We start from the raw sequence: 23463 nt of genomic DNA on the forward strand, positions 1-23463 counted from the left end.
ATACCCTACAACAATATGTTGATTATGGCAAAAAATGAAAGACTTTTTATAAACAAGTGATTACTGCACTCAACAAAAGTAATAGTCAAAAAGCGTATATTAATGAAAAGACAAAGGATTACTACATTAGATCACCTAAAGATGACTTGCTAGTATATTTGTTAAATACACCGTATGAGGTAACATATGCATAATTACTTATTTAAAACAAACTGATGTTGATTATTTCATTAAGTTAACAAAAGATTTTGAAGACACCTATAAACCAATAAAAGAATTAGACCCTGAAACACTCAATGATTTACTTATAGAGTGTGGACATGAAAACTCTGTCTTCTATCAAGTGGATGATAAATAAGAAAAAAAAATAAGGACTACTACAGAATACAACAGTGTATCTTGCAGTAGTCCTTTTGTTATCCTTTTATTTTTATTTCTTTTTGTAAAACATCTTAAATTTACCAGTTTCAAAATTGTATACTTCTACTACATCATCATGTCTATTGTTAAATATATATCCTAAGTCATGACCTTTGTTATTATTTAATAAGTTTACTACTATTGTTGTCTGTTTATCCTTTACTGTATAACTTTCAATTTCATATAAGTACCCTTTCATGTAACCATCATTTATTCTTATTGTCTCGTTCCCGTTTATTTCTTGCCAGTCTCCATATAAGTTTGATATTGGTATGGCGTTAGTTGCTCCAACTGTTCCCCAAAGCAAAGACACAAATAGACAAAGGATTAATTTTTTCATCTTGATAAACTCCCCTTTCAACACCTAATATTGTTACTCTAAATTATACTATATGACCTTTGTTAGTGTCGATAGTAATACACACTGGTACAACCTCTTGGATTGAGTAAGTTGCTGTTATAGTCAGCCGTGGGGATTCTAAAGGGGAACGGCTTGGAGTGTCCCCTTTAGAAACTAATACGGGCTACTGTTGGTTATCTCCACGGTCACTCCTCAAGAGGTACGGAACGCCCTACATGGGCTTGTGGAGTACCACTGGTAGAACGTTAAGAGTTAACCACTGGACATAATTAGTTCCACTGGTTAAACACTGGGAACAAATACTTGTAGTCTTAACCTTTAGTATGCTGTAGGGATACTGTAGGAATGCCTATGGAGTGCTACTTGGTAGTCTTTTAGGGTATTCCGTGGTATTGACAAGTATTTACTGGGTCTTTTTCCGTCCCGACCTACCCCATAAATACAATAATAAGATAGAGTTGGAAACGATATGAATTGAGATGAACGGTTCGAGGGAGACCCCACGGGGGTATTCAGAGAATTTCAACTGATGTATATCGGCTCACAAATTTTTACCAATTTTTACCTTTTAGTCGTTCCAGTGGTTGTCCTGTAGTTTGATACTAGCAGTGCTAATTTTAGGTCAAGCAGCATTAACTAGCACATATGTTTAGTGTAATGTTGACTGTTATGTCATATTCATGAGATAGTCTTCTTTCTACTAGTTCTAAGTATATACTTAATCTTACCATTTCTAGTGACAAATGAAAACTTTTTTCCATAAATTTCACAAATTTGCCTAATTATTTTTTCTTAATCACCTTTAAATAAAAGTATCCCTTACAAATAAAAAACCGTATAGTGTCGCGACACTATACGGCCTCTTTATTGATTAATTTTTCTGTTGTCTGCCAACTGACAGTTCTTAAAAGTGTTTTTACCGCCGTGCGAAAGCGCTATCTACACTATAACGGCCTGGTCCGGCAATAAATAACATAATCGAACCAAACATCATTTGAGATGGATAATCCCACTTAAAGAACCCACCCCCAAAGGCTGCATACGTCGCAATTAGCAAAGTAAAAGCAATAAGCAATGCACCTAAACGAGTTAAAAATCCTAAAATGATTAAAAAACCACCTAATAATTCAGCAGCCGCAGCACCCATACCTAATAACAAAAAGCCATCAGGCACACCAAACTGAGCCATAGTATAGCCAATGTTATATAAGGTTTGCTCACCGCCAGCAAATTTAAAATAACCATGTGCCATCATAGATAGGCCGAATACTACACGATAAAATAGTAAGCCTAAATCTTGATAGCGAAATAAATTATGAAACAAAAAATTCATATATGATCGCCAATCTCCTCAATTAATATGAAATTATATAGTGCCCATTATTTAACAACTTTGGCAAATCCTTTTACCAAAGGCCACAACATATCATCATCAGCACTATTTAAAGCAATAATGCGTGCTGAAGGACCAAAATACACATTATCATACAATACAATGTGCAAGGTTTCAGAGTAAATAACATCGCCTACTGGATTATCAAAACGCAATGTACCAGTGTATGTGCCATTTTTTTGTTCTGTTAATGGTTCTACTACACGATACGCTTGCACTGTATTCATAGTGCCTGCATTAATGGCAGCAGCTAACTCAGGCAATGAAGAAGAGTCCTGTTCTTTTTTCTTCTTCAAAGAAATCACAGGCATTTTACTTTCAATTCCTAAATTACGTAACCCCTGTTCACCAAACCGTACATCCGCTACTAATCCATAAGAAAATACATTGTCTACCTTATAACGCAACTGATATACATCAGCACTTAATAAGCCTTTATCCAATAAGAATTGTTTAAAATCCTGACTATCTGTAAACAAGGCTTTTTGTGAACCAGCTAATATTGTTACATTATTTGGCACTTTAATATCTTTAATCGCTACCGTCGTAGGCGTAGCTGCACTTGCTAAACTAGTAACACTAACGGACAAAGCTAACGCCAAAGTAGCACACCAAGTGGTTGCTTTCATGGACATCTCCTCTATAAAAACTTAGCCTTTTTTCTGTGCTTTTGCCCAGCTATCACGAAGGCCTACAATACGATTCATTACAATATGATCAGCGGTACTATCCGTATCTGTTACGAAATACCCTTGACGAAGGAATTGGAAATGGTCACCCACTTGCGTCGTTTTAAAAGCAGGTTCCCCTTTGCCCTGACAAACTGTCAAGGAATCTGGATTCAACTGTTCTAAAAAATCTTTATCCGCTGTTGTTTCATCATCAGCTTTTAATAGATACTCATATAAACGAATTTCCATATCCACAGCCGTTGATGCTTCTACCCAATGAAGCGTCCCTTTAACTTTACGTTGACAACCACTGCCACTGCGACTTTCAGGGTCATATGTACAATGAATTTCTTTGATAGAACCATCTTCATTCTTAATCACTTCATCACACATAACAATATAAGCACCTTTTAAACGTACTTCTTTACCTGGTGTCATACGGAAGAATTTTTTCACTGGTACTTCCATGAAATCATCTTGCTCAATATAAATTTCACGACCAAATGGCACTTCACGAGTTCCCATAGCTTCATTTTCAGGATTATTTTCGATAGTTACCATTTCAGTTTGCCCTTCTAGGTAATTTGTAATCACTACCTTCACAGGCTTGATAACCGCCATTTGACGAGGAGCTTTCATTTTTAAATCTTCACGAATACAGAATTCCAATAAAGCAATGTCTACCACACTATCCGCTTTAGCTACGCCGATACGCTGACAGAAGTCACGAATTGCTTCTGGCGTATAACCACGACGACGTAAGCCTGAAATAGTTGGCATACGAGGATCATCCCAACCACTTACCAAATTCTTTTCCACCAATTGGCGCAATTTACGTTTACTCATTACCATGTTAGTAACATTCAAACGAGCAAATTCAATCTGTTTTGGCTTTTCTGTATCAGGCCATTCTTCAAGCACCCAATTATATAGTGGACGATGCACTTCAAATTCAAGGGTACAAACGGAGTGAGTAATACGTTCAATAGCATCTTCTACAGGATGCGCATAGTCATACATTGGATAAATGCACCATTTGCTCCCCGTACGATGATGATCCGCATGCAAAATACGATACAATACAGGATCACGCATAACAATATTAGGTGATGCCATATCAATCTTAGCACGCAATACTTTTTCACCATCTTTGTATTTGCCATCTTTCATTTCTTCAAAAAGACGTAAATTTTCTTCCACCGAACGATCACGGTATGGACTATTGGTACCTGGTGTTGCAAAATCGCCTCGTGTATTTTTAATTTCTTCAGGCGTTTGATCATCTACATAAGCACGGCCTTTTTTAATCAACTCTTTGGCATATTCATACATTTGATCAAAATAATCAGACGCAAAATACTCACGATCAGCCCAATCAAAACCTAACCATTTTACATCGGCTTCAATGGACTTAACATACTCAACATCTTCTTTTACAGGATTTGTATCATCAAAACGAAGATTAGTAAGCCCCTTATAGCTTTCGCCTAAACCAAAGTTTAAGCAAATGGACTTAGCATGACCAATATGTAAATACCCATTTGGCTCTGGTGGAAAACGAGTATGTACGCGTTTTCCATATGTCCCTTCTTCGTTATCTTTATTAATAATTGCTTCAATAAAATTTACTGCTTCCGTATTTGGCGTTTCCAACAATAACCATCCTCTCTACGTTGAACCAACATTCTAAGGTTCTTATGATATCTTTTTATTGTATCACAAATCCCCTCGTCCTGCCACGAATAGCTTATACTTAGGCATACTTTATTCGCTATAATTCACATCTTTATTGACACAAGTTTTTAAAGCCTTCCCTTGTACCCCACGAATTAAATTATCTGCTGTAAGCATAGCCATATCACGCCGTGTACGATCTGTAAAAGAAGCAATATGTGGCACCACTAACACTTTACCAGTTTTCAGCAATGGATGATCTCCTGGTAGTGGTTCTGGATCTGTTACATCAAGAGCCGCATAATCAATTTCACCTTCATTAAGAGCCCATACTAAAGCATCAGTATCAACAATTTTACCACGCCCCACATTAACAAATAAGGCATCTTTTTTCATCTTTTTAAATGCTTCTTTATCAATCATATGGTATGTTTCAGGAGTCAATGGAGTCACTACTAAAACCACATCACTTTCAGCATATAAAGCATCGCGGTCACGATATTCTACCATATATAACTTTTCATCCGGACGAGGTTTGCGATTATTATAGATAACCGTCATCCCAAATGCACGGGCCCGCCTTGAAATGGAAACGCCAATATTACCCATGCCAATAATCCCTAATGTGGCGCGACTTAAATCTTTACCCTTAATATTCGAAGGGCGCTGTTCCCACTGACCACTTTTTACAAAATCAGCATTTTCCATAACGCGACGACTCGCGGCCGCAACCAAAGTAAACGCTAATTCTGCCACAGACTCCGTTAACACATCAGGCGTATTGCCATACGGAATATGGCGAGCTGACAAATCATCAATAACAACATTATCATAGCCCACTGAAGCCTGCGCAATTACCTTCAAATTAGGGGCATCCGCAATTAAATCAGCATCAACTTTTACATTATTAATACTCCAAAGACCATCTGCCTCTTTAAGCCACTCTTTTAACGTTTCCCGTGGCATAGGTGTCTTTTCAGTCCATTGTTTAATTGTTACATGTTCGCCTAAATAAGCTAATGCATCCTTACGCACTAAGCCTGGTACTACTACAACAGGTTTACTCATACTATCAACCTCCTAGTAATCAATCTATCCATTAAATAATTACTGTATACTATAAACTACAATTACAAACTATCTTCCTTCTTTTCATTATATACAATTTGAGCCATTAGATAAAATAAAAACATTGAAAATTTCTGATATTTTAAACTTTTATTATTGCGAATGATTTTTACAACTCATATTTACTCTAAATATATCGTTAACGCTCATGTTTTCACTCATATTTCCACTCACACCTTATTAAATTACTTTATCAATTCATCGATATATGATATAGTTAAACATATAAATGAATCCAATCAGTTAGGGCTTATTAAAGCTCAATTTTAGAAACCATACTGATTATTTGTATATTTAATTTTTTATATGTTTGTATATGTATTATTACGTTCAATCCTTTATATGTTTCGGATGTATCAATTTGTTGTTTTCTGTTTATTTGAAAAGAGGAATTTCCCATGGCGTATATTGACTCATTAACTGACACGGAAGTAACACTACGTGACTTTAAAACAGTATTAAATCGACTCATGACCAATTACGATCCAAATCACCCCGTTACTATTACAATTGATGAAGCTGGTAAATCACGCACATTTTCATTAGTGCCTAAACGTACACGCCGTCGTTCTAACGGAGAAGCTTTCACCATTAAGGAAATCCCTTTTGAAACACTGGAAGCACCTAAAGAGCCTGGCACCTATATTGCCGTCGACACCTTTAATATTGCCGAAAATACACCAATCCCATTCGTCTATGGTCTTTATGTAGACTTTGATGGGGTACGAGATTTACGCTTTTTTAACGATCGTGAAAGTTGTGAAAAATGGCTCAACAAAAAAATTAAACTGCTTGAAAAATAATCCATTCAGGAGGTCCTATGAAAATAGCTACATTTATATCCCCTAGCGGAGTTCGCCAGTGGGGCGTTATTGACGAAGAACATCAAACTATTTTAGGTAGCGCTGATTTAGAAGATGCCTACTTCTCCTATTTACCAGAAACCATTGAAGATTTAATCAATTTAGGGAGTGAGGGGGTTTTAATATTAGCCACGGCTTTAGAAAAACATCGTGAAACCCCTATTGCTGTGCCTTATAATCTATCTGAAGTTGTATTAGAAGCCCCTTTCAGACCTCACCGCAATATTTTCTGTGTTGGTAAAAATTATCGTGAACACATTGCAGAATTTGATAAAACTGGTGGCGAACCAGAGCATCCTATTTTCTTTACTAAACTACCGAATACAATAACACCACCAAATGGTGTCATTCCACTACATCCGCAAGCTACGTCTGAAGTCGATTACGAAGGCGAACTAGCTATTATTATAGGAAAGCGTGGCACCAATATAACCGAAGACGAAGTGAATGATTATATCTTCGGTTATACCATTATCAATGATGTAACAGCCCGCGATTTGCAACGCCGTCATTCCCAATGGTTCTTAGGTAAAAGCCTTGATGGATTCTGCCCTATGGGACCTGCTATTTTAATCAATGATAAACAACCTAAAGACTTTGAAATTCGCACCTATGTAAATAGCGAACTTCGCCAGTCTGGCACGACAGAAGATCTAATCTTCTCCATTCCAACCTTAATCAGTACTTTAAGTCGTGGCCTTACATTAGAACCGGGCGATATTATCGCTACTGGCACACCTTCTGGTGTGGGCGTTGGCTTTAATCCACCACGCTTCCTTCAAGAAGATGATGTAGTATCCATTACCATCCCTGGTATCGGCACTTTGACTAACACCGTACAACCAGAAGCACCAAAATTAGAATACGAAGAGTACGAAGAAGAATATTAAAATATAGACCGTTCCCTATTTTTGCTTCCTACGAGTCAAGCTCTGAAGGAGAAAGCGACATAAAACGATAGGCACTCTACTTCTGATTTCCACAAATTATACGTTAAGTAGACTAATTAAAAGCCCGTTCCTTATTCTTGCTCGCTACGAGTCAAGCTCTGAAGGTCGCTTCAAATAAGGAACGGGCTTTTTATATACCGCGAACAATAGAATAATAGACAATGCATTACCCTAATGCGCATATTGTATTTTATGTACTAAGATCGTTTTATGTACTAAAAAAGAATAATATAAAAATTACTATTTAATTTACAAGTCTTTCAATACAACCCATGTACCAGCCTTGGTAGAGCCGGCTCGTTCAATAACGCCTTTCGCTTTTAAATTGGCAATATTATAGCGTACACCGGCCGCGGTAATGCTCCCTAAGGTATCCGCAATTTGAACGGCTGTAATTTGAGGATTTGATTTCATTAAATGTAATATCTCATCAACCACTGAAGATGTCTTTTTACGAGACATCTCTTTTTTTATAGGAATTGCTAATTTTTCATTCACTGTAGGCGTATGGCGTTTCACCTTTTTATATGCATATGCAATCTCTTCTAAAAACTCTGACTGGATACGCATTATCACATTAGTATAATTATCAACATCATTGTCTGGTAAAAAAAGAAGTTCTGGTGAACCATTATTTAACAACGCATCCTTGGCCCGCCGAATACCTGAACCATAAGACTCAATTAAATTCAATGAATAAAACATATCTTTAATTTGAGGGTTCACATATTGTCGTTTATCAAAGCGTCTACTCGTATTTAATGTTTCAATCGTGACCGGTGGCAAAGGTCGATTATGGTTAACAATCGAAATACAATCTTGGTACACATAAATACCTACATATTCAGGCGTATCATACTCTTTATGTAATATTGCATTAGTAGCTAGTTCTTCAAATGCAATTAAAGGGTAATTATAAATAACTTCATGCTCAATTTTATCATCTGTACGAATCGTATACGAAGTCATTACCATGTCTTGAAAATAACGACTCAACTGTTGTGCTTGAATCCAAATAGGACCGTCAAAACGTTTAGCTTCCATCCGATCGGTTCCCTTAATTTCCCTAATAACTTCAACATGCGCATTAGGAATAAATTGATTAGGACGATTAGCAAACATCAATACAGCAAAATTTTTAGCCCGATAGCCACCATATTCACTTTCACTAATTAATCCCATACTCTTAGCCATATCTAATTTAGATAAATTACGAATATCTTCTTTGGCACCAGTCTGAACCAAATACTCTTTCATATATTCGTAATTTAAATCATCTAACGTAGCCGTTTCATTAAGATTAGAACTGAAAGAAAAGTTCGCAAACTTTTTCAAAAGTTCAAACTCTTCAGTAAAATTAGGTAATTTACTGTCCCTCTGTATTCTAATATATCGCCCTGACTTAAGCTTAATTGCTGAACTACGCTCTGCCTTTTCACTAGTCTGATATGGTCCATTAGAGCCTGGCTCAATAGCAATAATTAAATAATTCGCATCATCAAGCCTATCTTGAATCAAATGATACGTAATCTTGGGGTGAATATGAGCTAATAACGATTTCAAATCATTCTCGGTGCTTTCTAGCAAAGACTCCTTAATGCCACAAATAGGCCGTTTAGGAATTGCTTTTTCCCCACTTGAAATATCATTTACTTCCTCCACGCCAATAAAAATTAACCCAATTTCATTATTCATATAATTATTAGCAAAAGCACAAGCCGTTTTTAAAATTTTATCCTTAAATTGCGCCGACTTTTTATATTCAATATAACTACTCTCTACACTCCGATTCGTTAAAATATCATATGCCATTCGCTTAATATCGGATATTTGCACGAGTGTCCCTCCCTTCAAACTAATTTTACTAATTTAAGTCATTTTCAGTAATACTTAAATTTATTTATCAGTTTCGACACTTTCTTTACTAGTACAAATACATTTCTTTACTAGAAAACAAATCCTCTTTTATTTATTCTATAAAAGAAATATAAAAAAATCAATCCTAAATATGAAATAACACACTCCCTGCAAACCCTTAAAAATATCCGTAAAACCCTATATTTCATTATTGATAAATACATTTCTTTACTAGTTACAAACTAACTTCTTTACTAGTTATAAATCATTTTCTTTGCTAGTATTGATTCAATTTCTTTATTAGTATCCTATTAATGTCTTTATTATTTTTAAACTTATTAAATATAAATCAGCCTTCTCCTATCTCGACAAAAAAAGACCGTTCCCTATTTGAAGCGACCTTCAGAGCTTGACTCGTAGAAATCAAGAATAGAGAGCAGCCTTTTATCATCTTCTCCCACCCTCGAAAAAAAAGACCGTTCCCTATTTGAAGCGACCTTCAGAGCTTGACTCGTAGGAAGCAAAAATAGGGAACGGTCTTTTTTATTTAATTATCCCACTCCGTATGGAAAATCCCTTCTTTGTCTACACGCTCATATGTATGAGCACCAAAGAAGTCACGTTGTGCTTGAATCATGTTAGCTGGCAAGCTTTCACGACGATAGCTGTCATAGTAATCTAAAGAGGCGGAGAACGCTGGTGTAGGAATACCAAAACGTTTTGCCTCAATGATTGCTTCACGCCATTTTGCTTGATGTTTTTCAATCGCTTCCATGAAGAATGGATCTAGCAACAAGTTATTCAACTGTGGATTGCGTTCAAAAGCTTTCTTAATGTCTTCTAAGAATACGGCACGAATAATGCAACCACCCCGCCATAGAAGCGCCATGTCACCAAAGTTAATATTCCAATTATATTCCTTTGCCGCCGCTTTAATCAACGCAAAACCTTGCGCATAGGAGCAAATTTTAGAAGCATATAAAGCGGAATGAATAGCATCGATAAAAGCTTTCTTATCACCTTTATATTCGCCTTCTGGCCCTTTAAGCTGTTTAGCCGCTTCTACACGTTCTGATTTATACGCGGACATACCACGAGCAAATACAGCTTCTGCAATAGTTGGAATTGGCACGCCCAATTCAAGACCTTCTTGACTTGTCCATTTACCAGTCCCTTTTTGGCCTGCTTTATCCAAAATTAATTCCAATAAAGGTTTACCAATTTCTTTATCGCTCACTTTTAAGATTTTAGAAGTAATTTCGATTAAATACGAATCTAATAGTCCTTTATTCCATTCAGCGAACACATCACCCATTTCATCATCGCTCATGTGAAGCAATTCTTTCATCATGAAATAAGCTTCAGAAATAAGCTGCATATCACCGTATTCAATACCATTATGTACCATTTTTACATAGTGACCTGCCCCATCGTCACCTACATAGCTACAGCAAGGACCATCTGCTACTTGTGCTGCAATAGCGGTAAAAATAGGAGCCACTTCTTTATACGATGCTTCATTGCCACCTGGCATCAAGCTAGGACCATTTAACGCCCCTTCTTCACCACCAGATACACCTACGCCCAAGAAGCGGAACCCTTTCGCTTCTAATTCTTTGCTACGACGGCGCGTATCGCTAAAATGAGAGTTACCTCCATCAATCAAGATATCTCCTTTATCAAGATATGGTAAAAAGGCCTCAATCATATCATCTACAGGCTGACCAGCTTTTACTAAGAACATAATTTTACGAGGCTTCACTAACATGTTCACTAATTCCTCAGGACTATGGGCACCCCCGATAGTGCCTTCATGACCAAATTTTGCCACAAATTCATCTGTCTTCTGTGGCGTACGATTATATACAGCAATGCTGAAACCTTTATGAGCCACATTACGAGCCAAGTTCTGTCCCATAACAGCCAAGCCAACTAAACCAAATTCATATGTTTTGTTTTCCATATTTCGTCTCCTCTTCCACAGCAAGCCACGCATCCTGTTGTTGCGCCAATTGCTGTGCTTTTTTTATAACTTTTACAAAGGCTGGCGGAATATCTTCCCGTTCCTTTATATTATACGCAATACATTTACCTATAGTAATACCTTTTTGAAAAAAAAGCCAGCTAAAATAATAAATTTCTAATAAATGAAGCTCTCGATTAGGAATAGAACTCAATTTTCGTTCCTGAAACGACCGATTCACTAGCCCTTGAAGAGATTCATTTTGAGATTTTGCATATTTTACTAGCTTATCTACTCCTTGTGTAATGGCCTTCTTACTGACTAACGAAGAACCACCTTCAAGATTGATGACCATGCGCACAATATCATCTAAAATAACACGGCGATTACGCCTAATCAAATGATTAACTAAATCAAACTCAAAACAAATCGTATCCGTAAAATACACTTGCTTTTTTGCTGCTTTTGCTTCGGTACGCACATCTCGATCATAAAGGGCAATGACAGGAATATCAAAGCGATTGAAAAGTTCAACCAAACGACTAATCGAGCCTTGACCACGTGCATTAATAAGGCCAATGCCATAGAAGTCAAAAGGAATGCCTAAAGTTTTAGCAAATTGTCTAAAACTACTGTACTCCGTCTCCCCTTCTACAATCATTACGCAACGTGTATACAGAGCTTCTTTCACTGCTGAAAAATAAGCAATTAAATGCTCCTCCGCCTCTGAGGAAACCTCAAAAGTAACACCACAAGCAATTTTAACCGAACCAGACGGTTGGCGGTAAAAACGAATAATTTGCCGATAATCATCGGCGAGAACTTCTGCGGAATGGGTGACAATAAAAAGCTGTCCTAATAGACCATCCACACCAAACACATCTTTTAAAATTCGCAAAAAGCCAATATTTTCATTAGCTAAAATCTCTTTGAAATAATCTACCATGGCCCGCTGCATCAAGGGATTTAAATGAGCCTCCACTTCATCAAGACTCACTATCAGCGGCAAATAACGCTTTCCTTTTTTCATAATCACGTGGGATTCAAACTTACCCCCTTCTACTAGGGCAAAGATTTGCTTCACAACGCGAAGCACTACCATCGTAATTAAACGCAACGCATCAGGCGTATAAAATCCTGCATATACACCTGAAGTAATGCCTGCCTTCAACGCCTTTTTATCCGTCATAGAGCCCCTGGCAAGTAATGGCCATTGTGTCAGCTGTGCTAACACAATAATCATATAATTCGGCAAATGAGGCATAACCATCTGAAATTGGCGAATACGCAACGCTATACGAGACATGGATTTAGGCGTACTACCATTTTCCTTAATCAATACAGTCTCTAATGCATGGCCTAAACGGTCACGAAGGGCTTCATAGGACTCAGCAACTACAGTAGAGACCTTCGTATTCGTCTGCTTAAAAGCGTCTACCCCTTTTGCATCCTTATCGGCCTCGCCAGACGTCAACTCAGTGAATGTATCAAATTTATATAAGCCAATGTCACGAAGCGCTAAATACGGAATATACCGAAGCACTCGCAACGGTACTTGGCGCCGTTTAGCTACCGCTAAGACCTCATATAACTGAGGTTTAGCCACAACAGATACTTGCTCCCACTCAAGCAAAATGCGCCCCTCATTGACAGCCCCTACAAAACGCTTAGGTAGCGTTTCATGGGGATCGACCGTCAATGTTAGACGCACTTTCACTGGTTTAGTCACATCAAAGAAATCAGACGCAGCCAACGCTTGGCCTGACGTAATAAGCGTAATGAGGGCTAACAAATTAGACTTCCCGATAGCATTTTCACCAATCAAATAATTACATTGTTCATGAAAAACCAACTGCATATGATTCAAATTGCGAAAATTTTCAATCTCTAAGGCGGCTAAATACATGCTAGCACCTACTTTCAAATAAATGAATACGTTATATCCCTACTGCATTAACTCAACGCTGCGCACTGTGCTGTTCTTTTAAACGAGCAATCATAACAGACGCTACAAACATGAGTAAACCGGCGCAAACCGTAAGCCATGACAAGGTTTCACCAAAGATAAGAAAGCCCCACATAGCATTAAAGAATACGCCAATATATTGTAAAAACTGGGCTACCACAGCATTGGTCGCTACAAAGGCTCCCGTTAAGAAAAACTGGGCAAAGACAGAAATACCGCCAATAATAGCAATAATCCCCCATTGACGTGCATCAGGCCATACAAAGTTTGGCCACATCAAAGCGCCCCCTACAATCATTGTGGTCACCAAGAAATAAAACATAATCTCATAATTACTATGATGCCCAACCTGGCTAATTTTACGAATTGTCGTATATGCTGCTGCGGCAAAGGCTGCCCCGCCTATAGCATATAAAGAATACCAATGAAACTCACTAAAGGACCAAGGCTTAATCATAATCATAACAGCCACAAAAATCAAAATTAGCCATTTGCCCGCCCCTTGTGGAATGGATTCGCGCAATACAAAGGTACTAAAAATAAACACAAAAATACCAGATAATTGGAATAAAATGGACGCATCCGCTAAATTCATATAGGCTAAGGCGATAAAATTCATCAACGTACCAACGCCACCAAAAATACCACGAATGGTCAACATACCTCTATTTTCGGTGGAAAAGGCAATGCCCTTAGCCCACATATATCCTAATACAGCCACAGTGCCAATGAGTCCACGGAAAAACGTAATTTCCGCAGCCGGCATGGCTTGACCTAACATTTTAACAAATAAATTCATTACACTAAATGCTAACGCCGATGCGATAGCATAGAAAAAGGCTTTTCTCACGCAGTCACTTCTTTCTAAATCATGTCCCTACTTATTTACCAAAGGTATCTACAAAACTTAAAATTTCCTTGCCCATCAACTCTTTGTCGATAACCTGAGTAAAACGAAGCTCTTTATGCTGTAATTCCGCTAATTCCTTAGGAAATGCTACACCCGTAACTGCACTAATATGCTCTAAACTTTCATATGGTGTACCACCTGGTTGAATTTCCAAAGCTTCACAAATTGGCGTTGGGAATTTAAACGGATGGGCGGTGGCTGCAATAACAGTATGACGGCTACCATCTTCCGGATGGGCCTGCAATTCCTTCATATATGCACCCATAGCTACTGCCGTATGAGGATCTAATACATATCCATACGAATTATATACCTGCGCAATAACAGCCTTTGTTTCTTCATCAGATACAAACTGACCACTGAAATCACGCTGTACACGACTTAACTCTTCCTCACTAACAGATAACTTTCCAGTCGCTTTCAAATCTTTCATGCGTGTATTAGTAAGTTCATAATCCTCACCACTTACATAATAAATAAAACGTTCAAAATTAGAGCTTTCTAAAATATCCATAGAAGGAGAAATCGTCGTATAGAAATCACGATTCATATCATATGTACCAGTTTTAAAGAAATCAGTAAGCACATTATTGCGATTGGAGGCACAAATTAACTTGCCAATAGGTACACCCATTTTCTTCGCATAATAAGCTGCTAAAATATTACCAAAGTTGCCGGTTGGCACTACCACATTAAATGCTTCATCACGATGAATGGCCCCTTGGTTTACAAGCTCAGCATAGGCTGCCACATAATATACTACCTGTGGTGCTAACCGACCAATGTTTATGGAGTTAGCACTTGAAAAGCGTACCCCTTTTGCAGCTACCTTATCCGCCATCTCTTTATCTACAAATAAACGTTTTAAAAACTGTTGTGCATCGTCAAAATTACCACGAATAGCGGTTACATTCACATTGTCGCCCGCTTGCTTTTGCATCTGCTCCTGTTGCATAGGACTAACGCCATCAGTAGGGTAAAAAATCTGAATATGTGTGCCCGCTACATCTTTAAAACCTTCCAAAGCGGCTTTGCCCGTATCACCAGACGTAGCTGTTAAAATAAGCACTTCATCTGTTTCCCCTTCAGCCTCTTTGGCCGCAACCAACAAATAAGGAAATAAAGATAATGCCATATCTTTAAAGGCTTGCGTCCGCCCATGAAATAATTCGAGTACAGATAACCGCTCTAACACGGAATGAAGCGGTGCAATATCAGCAGTGCTAAAATTAGCCTTACTGTAGGCCGCATTAATCATTTCCTTTAACGCAGCCTCACTAAATGTAGGGAAAAAGTGGGCTAATACAATATAAGCAATATCCTGATACGATTTGTCTGCTAGCATATCATAGGTAATCGTTCGTTCTGGAAATTTGGCTGGCACATAGAGGCCCCCATCACTGGCCAAGCCATGTAATAATGCATACATCTCATTTACTGTTTCTTCACTTCTCGTACTTCTGTATTTCATCTCTCTACCCTCATACTTCTGTTAATTTTTACATTTTTTATCTGAAACGAACTTGCATTCTCTAACTTTGATTGATTCGTCTCATTTAATAAACTATTACTGTATTTCAATTAATTATACCGAAAATACGTGATTTTTGCTACCCGTGAAACAGCAAAAGACTGAGGCCGTCTCATTTCTGAAACGGCCCCAGCCTTGGTTAGGAAGGTGTGTCACAAACAAACCGAAATATGCAATTATGTTGCTTAATTAGCTCATACAAAGTCATTCGCCCTTTGTACACCTTACATTTACACTTATTAAGCCTGTTGTGCTGTTTCAGTTTCAGCATCAGCTTGTGCCTGTGGCGCACTTACGATTGGCTGAATCTGTTGATTAGCACCAACTAAAGTATTAACCAATTGAGTTAATTGCTCAATCTTTTCGTTTTGTGTATTCACAACGTATTGTAAATCTTTAATCTGTTGTGCCATTACCTTACGAGCTGGATAATTTTCAGTTTCGCCATCACCAACACGTAATGTTACACCAGCGTTAACCATGTTTTCACCGCCACCTAAGGAGGTACCAATGCTAAACATAGTGTCACCATTTGGACGATAGAATGCACCAAGTGCTAAGGCATTTGCGCCTTTGTAGTTACCTACACCAGCAGACACTTCCCACTTAGCTTCTGGGCTGAATTCTAATGGATGTAAAGCAGCAAGAGCCGCAGCACCAGCACCAACACGGTCTACCCGACGATCCAATTTGCTAATGCGGTTAGACATATGATTCATGCCATTACCAATATCGTTAATTGTTTTATCAAATTGGCCTTTGTTGATAGCATCGCCAGGATTTACAGCTTCACCAACATTAGTTATTGGCTTGCCACCCATATCAATGCCTTCGCCAGAGATGTTAACGCCGTCTTTTCCATCTTTGCCTGGAATACTAATACCTTCACCATTAATGATAGTTTGGCTATCACCTTTGCCTACTGTAATAGTATCGCCTTCAATGGTCACATCACCAATATTAGCTTTTTCAGTAACAGTTAATTCTTTAGTCGTTACAGAGTTTAAGCCTTTAAGGTCTTTAGATAATTTAATATCTAAGCCATTAGTAGGATTACCCTTGTCATCTTTTTGTGTCACTACACCAATATTGCCATCTGATAAATTATCAACAGCAGCTCCACCATTGAGATGTAAAGTTTCACCACTCTTAACAGTTACTTTTTTACCTTCGCCTTCGTCGCCAGCAAATACACGGCTAGACTCTTTTACTGATGTATCAATATTATTGATCTTATCAGCAATATCTTTTAATTGACCTTCAGTAGCAGCACGGTCAGGAACATAGCCTTTAGTTTCAGGTTCCCAAGTTGTATTATCAAGACCTGTAATGAATTGACCATTTTCTTTTGTACCTAATTGATCACCGTTTGGTTTAATAGGGCTTACTTCTTGGTTGCCCATGATAATTTGGTCGCCAGCTTGACCAATCGTTACTTGGCCATTCGCACCATCAAGAGCGACTTGATTTTCACCCGCGCCAGCTTTAACAGATGCATCTTTACCATCAATTGCAACTTGGTTAGCACCGGAGCCAGCAGTAATCGTACCATCGGAACCTTTAATTTCTACTTGTTTAGTCTCATCTTTACCAAGCGTAATATCTTCTTTAAGAGATACTTTATTATTTTCTACAGAAATATTATCACCAGCAGTTACCTTTGCTGCTTCAACTTCTTTACCTACAAGTTGAAGGACATCATTAATATTGGCTACATTCGTGTTATTCTTATTATCTCCTTCAACAATACCAGATCCTACGTTGGTAATTTTCTTACCACCCATGTTGATACCACCATTATTGATTGTGATGCCACCAGTATAATTTCCGTCAGCCCCTTTTATACCACCTACATTGATGCTAGTAAGGCCAGTTAAATCTTTAGCTAATTTAACACTTAAATATGTTTTTCCATCTTTAGTTTCGCTAACAACACCAATATTATTATCACTTAATTTCTCAGTGTCAGCTCCACCTTTAATATCTAACTGTTCATTAAGCTTTTTAGGAATAGGTTTAGCATCATCACCAGCAAAGTTTAGACCATCATCCATAGTCGCTACTTGATGTGGTGTCTTATTTTCATCAGTGTAAACAATACGAGTTACGCCATCTTTACCATCAAGACCTTTGGCACCATCTTTTACAGAAATGTTAGCACTTGTATTGTTGCCTTCTGGAAGTTCATTGCCTTGAGCATCTTTACCATTTTCACCAATAATAGTGATACTACCTGGTTTACCAGCTTTACCTGGAGTTCCTGGTTGACCATCTTCACCATCTTTGCCTGGTTCACCCTTAGTACCAAGAACTAAATCTTTACTCATCTTAATGTCATAGGTAGTCTTACCGTTTACAATTTTAGCAGCAAGTTCCAAGTTATTATCTTGTACTGGAGCACCTAACTTATCGGTACCTGGTGTTACTTCTTTACCATTTAAAGTAATTGCTGTGTGAGCATCACCAACTTTATCGCCAAGATCTTCAATCGCCTTATCTAACTGACCTTTGTTAACAGCATCTGTCTTATCTGTGCCCTCACCAACATTAGTAATTTTATTACCACCGTTATCTAAGCCGTTTTCAGATAATTCAACAGAACCTTTTGTACTAGGTGTAACTGGTTGTAATGTATTACCATCCTTAGTATATGTATTAGTGTCTTTATCATATACAGCTCCAGTTAAATCGATGTACCATTTGCCATCTTCACCTTTAACTAAGGAATTGCCGTCAGCGTCTTTTACAGTTTCATTAAATTTGATACTACCATCAGCTAAATTAATATTCTTAGCCAATTTCACATGTAAACCAGTGGCATTACCTTGCGCATCAACATCAGCTACAACAGCAATATTATTTTCAGTGAAATCAGTTGCCCCACCCTTAATATCTAACTGTTCATTAAGCTTTTTAGATACAACCTTGGTAGTACCATCGTCACCGGCGAACTTGAGACCATCATCCATAGTTGCTACTTCATGTGGTGTCTTATTTTCATCAGTGTAAACAATACGAGTTACGCCATCTTTACCATCAAGACCTTTTGCTCCATCTTTTACGGAAATATTAGCACTTGTATTGTTGCCTTCTGGAAGCTCTTTACCTTCAGCATCTTTACCATTTTCACCAATAATAGTAATACTACCTACTTCACCCTTAGTGCCTGGCTGTCCATCTTTACCTGGTTCACCTTTAGTACCAATGGTAAGATTATCTTTTAACTTAATATCGTATGTGTTTTGCCCATCTTTATTTGTAACGTTAATCTGTAAATTGCCCTCTCCAACATACGTTGTATTTGTAGCTTTCTCGCCACCGTTAACACTTACCACTGTATGTTTACCAGCTGCTGTAGTAGCATTTTCTGCAATTTCCGCTACTGCCTGCAATTGTGCAACGTTAACTGCATCAGTAGCAGCTGTACCAGCAGCTACGCCTGTGATTTGACGAGTTTTACCAGTAGCCACATCACCAACAGATACAGCAGCTAATTTAGAAGTCCAAGTCGCAGTAGCCTTATCTGCATCTGTCAAATCTTTTCCTGCAGGAATGTAACCTAATTTACCAGCAGCAGTATTAGCAATAGAGCCAGAGCCAAGAGCTACGCCATCTTTTACTGTTACATTGGCATTATAACCAATTACAGTTGCATCAGTAACGTTTAATACAGTTTCTTTAGATGCTGCGCCCATTACAACACTATTATTAGCACCTGTTAACGTACGGTTATCACCAAATAGAATTGTGTTATCAGTGTCTGTAATTTTATTATTACTACCTGTAGCGGTTACATGGCTTACATTAGTCGCTGTATTTTCAAAGCCAGTAATAGCATTGAATTCACTGATATATTCTTTAGCACCAGATTTAGGATCCGCAGCTGTGCCAATTAGTGTATTATTAACACCAATGATAGCAGATTTTCGAGTATAATCTGCTACGTTGCCACCACCAAAAGCCATAGTAGCTCCACCGCTCTTACTATTTCTAATAGCAGTTTGTAAGCTGTCAACCATAGCGTCTACAGAAGCAGCACCAGTAGTTGGTGGATTAATTGATGTAATGGAGTTACTAATCTTATTACCAGCACCATAAATAAGAGATCCATTAGTATTTTCTGTAATATTAGCTACACCTGTAATAGTATTAGCAACCCCTTGAGAAGAAACCCCTACCGGAGTTTCTTTTCCGAAGAGTTCAATAAATTGAATCTCCTCATTTGAACGAATACTATTTAAAGAACCTACTACAGTGGCGCCAAAATTTTGACCGCCATAGGCCATGGTGTTTCCTCCACCAGAACCATCAGAGCCGCCTGTTGCAATGGAGTAAGAACCAAGCATCGTGGAGAACAAGCCTTTAGCATAGGTATTGGTGCCTAAGGCTGTTTGATTTACATGGAAACCAATAGCATCATTACCAGATACTTGTTTACCACCCATGAGACCATTGTAGGTACGCCCACCAATGTCGATGGAACCTGTACGAGCGTTTGAATTAACGCCCATAGCAATCCCCGTTGCTACACGGCTGAGGTCAGTTGGCTTATCATAACCGCCAACACCGCCCTTAGGCCAGATAGTTGGATCAAAACCAAGTTTTGCTTCCTGTTCACCACCACCAGCAAATACACGAGCATTCTTACCAATTGCAATATGACCATCTAATGTAATATTAGCAGTTACATGAGCACCATCACCAATGACAACTGTCCCAGCACCACTTGTTCTTACATTATTACCAATAGCTACACTACCTTCACCATTAGCCGTTGCATTAGGACCAATAGCAACAGCATTAGTGCCTGTAGCGCCTTTATTATCTTTATTACCTGTTGCAGTGGAATTTACGGAGAAATATTCAATCGGTTTTATTGCTGCTAAATCAGCTTTCGTTGCAATATTATTAACCGTTAAATCAGCACCAGCATTACGAGTTAAGGTTAAAGTACCATCTTCAAGAGTCACACCCGTTACATATGTATCTTGTAAGCCTTCAATAGTAATAGGGTTAGTTGTATCGCCAGAAGAATCAGTTACTGTAATAGTACCAGCACCGGTAGCTTGATTATATGTAGCTGTACCGCCTGTTACTTTTGTGTCTGTATCAGTATTAAGGCCACTAATTGTGTAAATTGTAGAGCCATCAGTGGCTGTACTTGAACTTACAGTTACAGAATTGGCATCACCTGTAGCTGCTTGCACTTTTACACGAGCCGCTTTTAACTGTGCCACGTTTACGGCATCAGTAGCATATGTACCAGCAGCTAAGTTTGTAATTTGGCGAGTTCCTGCTGGAATATTTCCATCCGCTGCATAACCTACTGCTACAGCACCCATTGTAGATTTCCAAGCAGGAATACTTTGACTACTTGTACTATTAGTACTAGGATCATATCCTGCATTACCAGCCGTTCTCGATGCTTTTGAATTAGAACCTAAGGCAACACCATCATTTTTTGTTACTCTTGAATTACTACCTAAAGCAATGCCATTTTCTGCACTAGCCGATGCACTCTTACCTAAAGCGACACCTGCTTTTTCTGAACTACTTGCTTGATGTCCCAACGCTAGGCCACTTTGTGCGAATACTTCAGCATTATAGCCAATAGCCGTACCATAACCAGATTTACCTGTTTTATAGTATTTTGGTCCCCCTTGGTCCATAGTCAATGGATCTAGTGCATAATTTGCTTTCACTTTTTCGTCGGTAATAGCATCATATTCCGCTTTAGTAAGAGCTACGCCTTTATCAGCATAAACAACTGCCTGGCTACCAATAGCAATAGACTGCTCAGAATATGTTGTTGCTTTATAGCCACTAGCCAAAGATTGTTTTTCGTACGCGCGAGCATGGCTACCAAAAGCAGCTGAATCCCCATTATAAGATTCAGACCGATAACCAAGCGCAGTTCCGTTATCGTTAGATACCGTATTATACCCAATAGATACACTGCCTTGTTTATTGGCCTTACTATATAAGCCCATAGCAACACTTGTAGAGGTATTACTATTTGCCTCACGCCCAATAGCAACACCATCCGTAGCATTTGCTTTATTGCCAATCGCTATACTATCATTATTCTTCGCTGTAGCCTCGCTACCAATAGCAATTTGATTGGAGCTATTAGAATCAATCTGGGCTTTATAACCTAGAGCTACTGAATATGCGCCTTTAGTCAGTGCATTAGGGCCAATAGCAATACTACCATAACCTGTTGCACCCTTATTATCTTTATTCGTGTCAGTATCATTAGCCGCTTTTATAGAAACATACTCAACACCACTACCAGCACTGTTGCTTATTAAGCTAGCTACTTTATTCAACTGTGCTAAGTTAACTGCATCAGTGTCTTGTGTACCAGCTGCTACATTTGTAATTTGGCGAGTGCCTGCAGAATCATTTCCAGTTGCAGCATACCCTACAGATACAGCGCCTAAGGTAGATGTCCAAGTAGAGTTTTTCTTATCAGCATCACTTACAGTAGTATTAGTTGGAGATGCGCCTATCTCGCCAGCTGCTACACTTGCTACAGAATTAGAGCCAATAGCTACACCATCAGCTGCAGTAGCATTTGCCTTATAACCAGCTACAACTACATTAGAAACATTATTAGCGCCTAATTTATTATCACTTTTTACACCGGAGCCTAAAATCACTGAATTAGTAACACCTGTTAAGATACGATTGTCACCAATTAGAGTATTACCAGTACCATTTGTTACTTCATTATCTGTACCAATTACATACGCATGATCAGTTGTAGTAACTTTATTTCTAGCGCCTGAAATAAAGTTGTAGTCACTAGTATCTAATGCACCTTTACCTTTTATCACATTTGATACGCCTGTAACAGAAGAGTACTTACCAAAATCAACACTGTTAGCCCCACCTATGACAAGCACTTGACCACCACTGTCTTTTACTGACCCAGCTAAATTAAACGGATCAACATCTTCTATATTTCCATATGAATTAGTTACTGTATTACCTGCACCAAAAATCAATGCTGCATTAGCATTTTCTGTTCTATTAACAGCCCCCACAATTGCATTAGCTACACCATCATATGCATTACTAGCATTCGTTCTAATTTCATTACCAGAGCCTGCAATAGTTGCCATAGCACCTAGATAAGTCCCTCCAGCATTAACAATTCGACTTCCGCCTGCAACAACAGTACCTATACCTAGAGCCCCTTGACCGTCAGCATTCCACTTAGCAAAAGGACCATATGGTGTTGGCATCGCGCTATAATATGGTACCAGTGTTGTTCCATCAGCTGCCTGAACCCCTACTGTCCCCCTGCACACAATGCCAACACAGATAGAGCCACACCTAATGTCCGGCCTGACTGAATATGAGTAGATGCTGCTTTACCACTATTTTTAGCCAATTCTGATACTACTACATAGCTATGCTTCACCTTACTCCAAATAACTTTATACTGTTTATTCATTAACCCATCCTCCCTTAACATCAACTAGTCAAATAACAGTAAATTTTATCATTTCACTAAATAAAAACTATATTCACAAATAAAGCTATTACAAATCTCCTATATCACCTCACACATTAATTCATATTAATAAAGCCGTAAGGCATATCCCCCTCCCAAAAAACAAATAGACTTCATTTGTGTTCATTCTAGCCTTATAATAATACTCTGTCAATTTCAAAATACGCATTCTGGCTGCATTAATTTCATTTTAACTTCATTTTAATTAAGTGTTTTTCAAGATTTTAATATATTTTTTATTCCATCAATTCTGC

General features: G+C 38.2%; 14 protein-coding genes. 2 read left to right on the plus strand and 12 right to left on the minus strand.

Going from position 1 to position 23463, the window contains the following annotated elements; genetic code table 11:
• Positions 1 to 430 precede the first annotated feature (430 nt).
• The 5 genes from NFR27_RS07125 to NFR27_RS07145 all read right to left on the minus strand — a co-directional run bounded on the left by NFR27_RS07125 (position 431) and on the right by NFR27_RS07145 (position 5587).
• Positions 431 to 760 (minus strand): hypothetical protein, encoded by a 330-nt coding sequence (locus NFR27_RS07125; RefSeq protein ID WP_251454929.1) that lies wholly within the window; start codon positions 758 to 760, stop codon positions 431 to 433.
• Between the two features lie 937 nt (positions 761 to 1697).
• A complete protein-coding gene (locus tag NFR27_RS07130) occupies positions 1698 to 2114 on the minus strand; it encodes a DoxX family protein (protein ID WP_251443628.1) in 417 nt (138 codons plus the stop codon).
• Positions 2115 to 2161: 47 nt separating this feature from the next.
• The gene (locus NFR27_RS07135) at positions 2162 to 2803 is read right to left on the minus strand and encodes a hypothetical protein (RefSeq protein WP_251443630.1); all 642 of its coding nucleotides are present in this window, start codon (positions 2801 to 2803) and stop codon (positions 2162 to 2164) included.
• Between the two features lie 21 nt (positions 2804 to 2824).
• On the minus strand, positions 2825 to 4498 hold the full coding sequence (locus NFR27_RS07140; RefSeq protein ID WP_251443633.1) for a glutamine--tRNA ligase/YqeY domain fusion protein: 1674 nt from the start codon (positions 4496 to 4498) through the stop codon (positions 2825 to 2827).
• Between the two features lie 111 nt (positions 4499 to 4609).
• A complete protein-coding gene (locus tag NFR27_RS07145) occupies positions 4610 to 5587 on the minus strand; it encodes a 2-hydroxyacid dehydrogenase (protein ID WP_251443635.1) in 978 nt (325 codons plus the stop codon).
• A 458-nt stretch (positions 5588 to 6045) separates the two neighbouring features.
• Here NFR27_RS07145 and NFR27_RS07150 point away from each other — a divergent pair, with 458 nt between their 5' ends.
• Positions 6046 to 6450 (plus strand): hypothetical protein, encoded by a 405-nt coding sequence (locus tag NFR27_RS07150; protein WP_251443638.1) that lies wholly within the window; start codon positions 6046 to 6048, stop codon positions 6448 to 6450.
• Positions 6451 to 6467: 17 nt separating this feature from the next.
• A complete protein-coding gene (locus NFR27_RS07155; protein ID WP_251443641.1) occupies positions 6468 to 7400 on the plus strand; it encodes a fumarylacetoacetate hydrolase family protein in 933 nt (310 codons plus the stop codon).
• A gap of 309 nt (positions 7401 to 7709) precedes the next feature.
• Here NFR27_RS07155 and NFR27_RS07160 read toward each other — a convergent pair whose 3' ends face one another.
• The 7 genes from NFR27_RS07160 to NFR27_RS07190 form a co-directional block, all read right to left on the minus strand.
• Positions 7710 to 9296, minus strand: a complete 1587-nt coding sequence (locus NFR27_RS07160; protein ID WP_251443656.1) for an AlbA family DNA-binding domain-containing protein — start codon at positions 9294 to 9296, stop codon at positions 7710 to 7712.
• A gap of 568 nt (positions 9297 to 9864) precedes the next feature.
• The gene (gene gnd / locus NFR27_RS07165; protein ID WP_251443659.1) at positions 9865 to 11280 is read right to left on the minus strand and encodes a decarboxylating NADP(+)-dependent phosphogluconate dehydrogenase; all 1416 of its coding nucleotides are present in this window, start codon (positions 11278 to 11280) and stop codon (positions 9865 to 9867) included.
• A complete protein-coding gene (locus NFR27_RS07170; protein WP_251454932.1) occupies positions 11261 to 13186 on the minus strand; it encodes an ATP-dependent nuclease in 1926 nt (641 codons plus the stop codon). Before NFR27_RS07170 ends, gnd begins: the two co-directional genes overlap by 20 nt.
• A gap of 52 nt (positions 13187 to 13238) precedes the next feature.
• Positions 13239 to 14096, minus strand: coding sequence for a DMT family transporter (locus NFR27_RS07175; RefSeq protein WP_251443664.1), 858 nt, complete (start codon positions 14094 to 14096; stop codon positions 13239 to 13241).
• A 31-nt stretch (positions 14097 to 14127) separates the two neighbouring features.
• Positions 14128 to 15627, minus strand: a complete 1500-nt coding sequence (thrC, locus tag NFR27_RS07180) for a threonine synthase (protein WP_251443667.1) — start codon at positions 15625 to 15627, stop codon at positions 14128 to 14130.
• A gap of 299 nt (positions 15628 to 15926) precedes the next feature.
• Positions 15927 to 22937: a YadA-like family protein gene (locus NFR27_RS07185; RefSeq protein WP_251454934.1), complete on the minus strand. Its 7011-nt coding sequence runs from the start codon at positions 22935 to 22937 to the stop codon at positions 15927 to 15929.
• A 47-nt stretch (positions 22938 to 22984) separates the two neighbouring features.
• A complete protein-coding gene (locus tag NFR27_RS07190) occupies positions 22985 to 23149 on the minus strand; it encodes an ESPR domain-containing protein (RefSeq protein ID WP_251443689.1) in 165 nt (54 codons plus the stop codon).
• Positions 23150 to 23463 lie beyond the last annotated feature (314 nt).

Source organism: Veillonella intestinalis (assembly GCF_943192895.1).
GTDB classification, from domain to species: Bacteria; Bacillota; Negativicutes; order Veillonellales; family Veillonellaceae; genus Veillonella_A; species Veillonella_A intestinalis.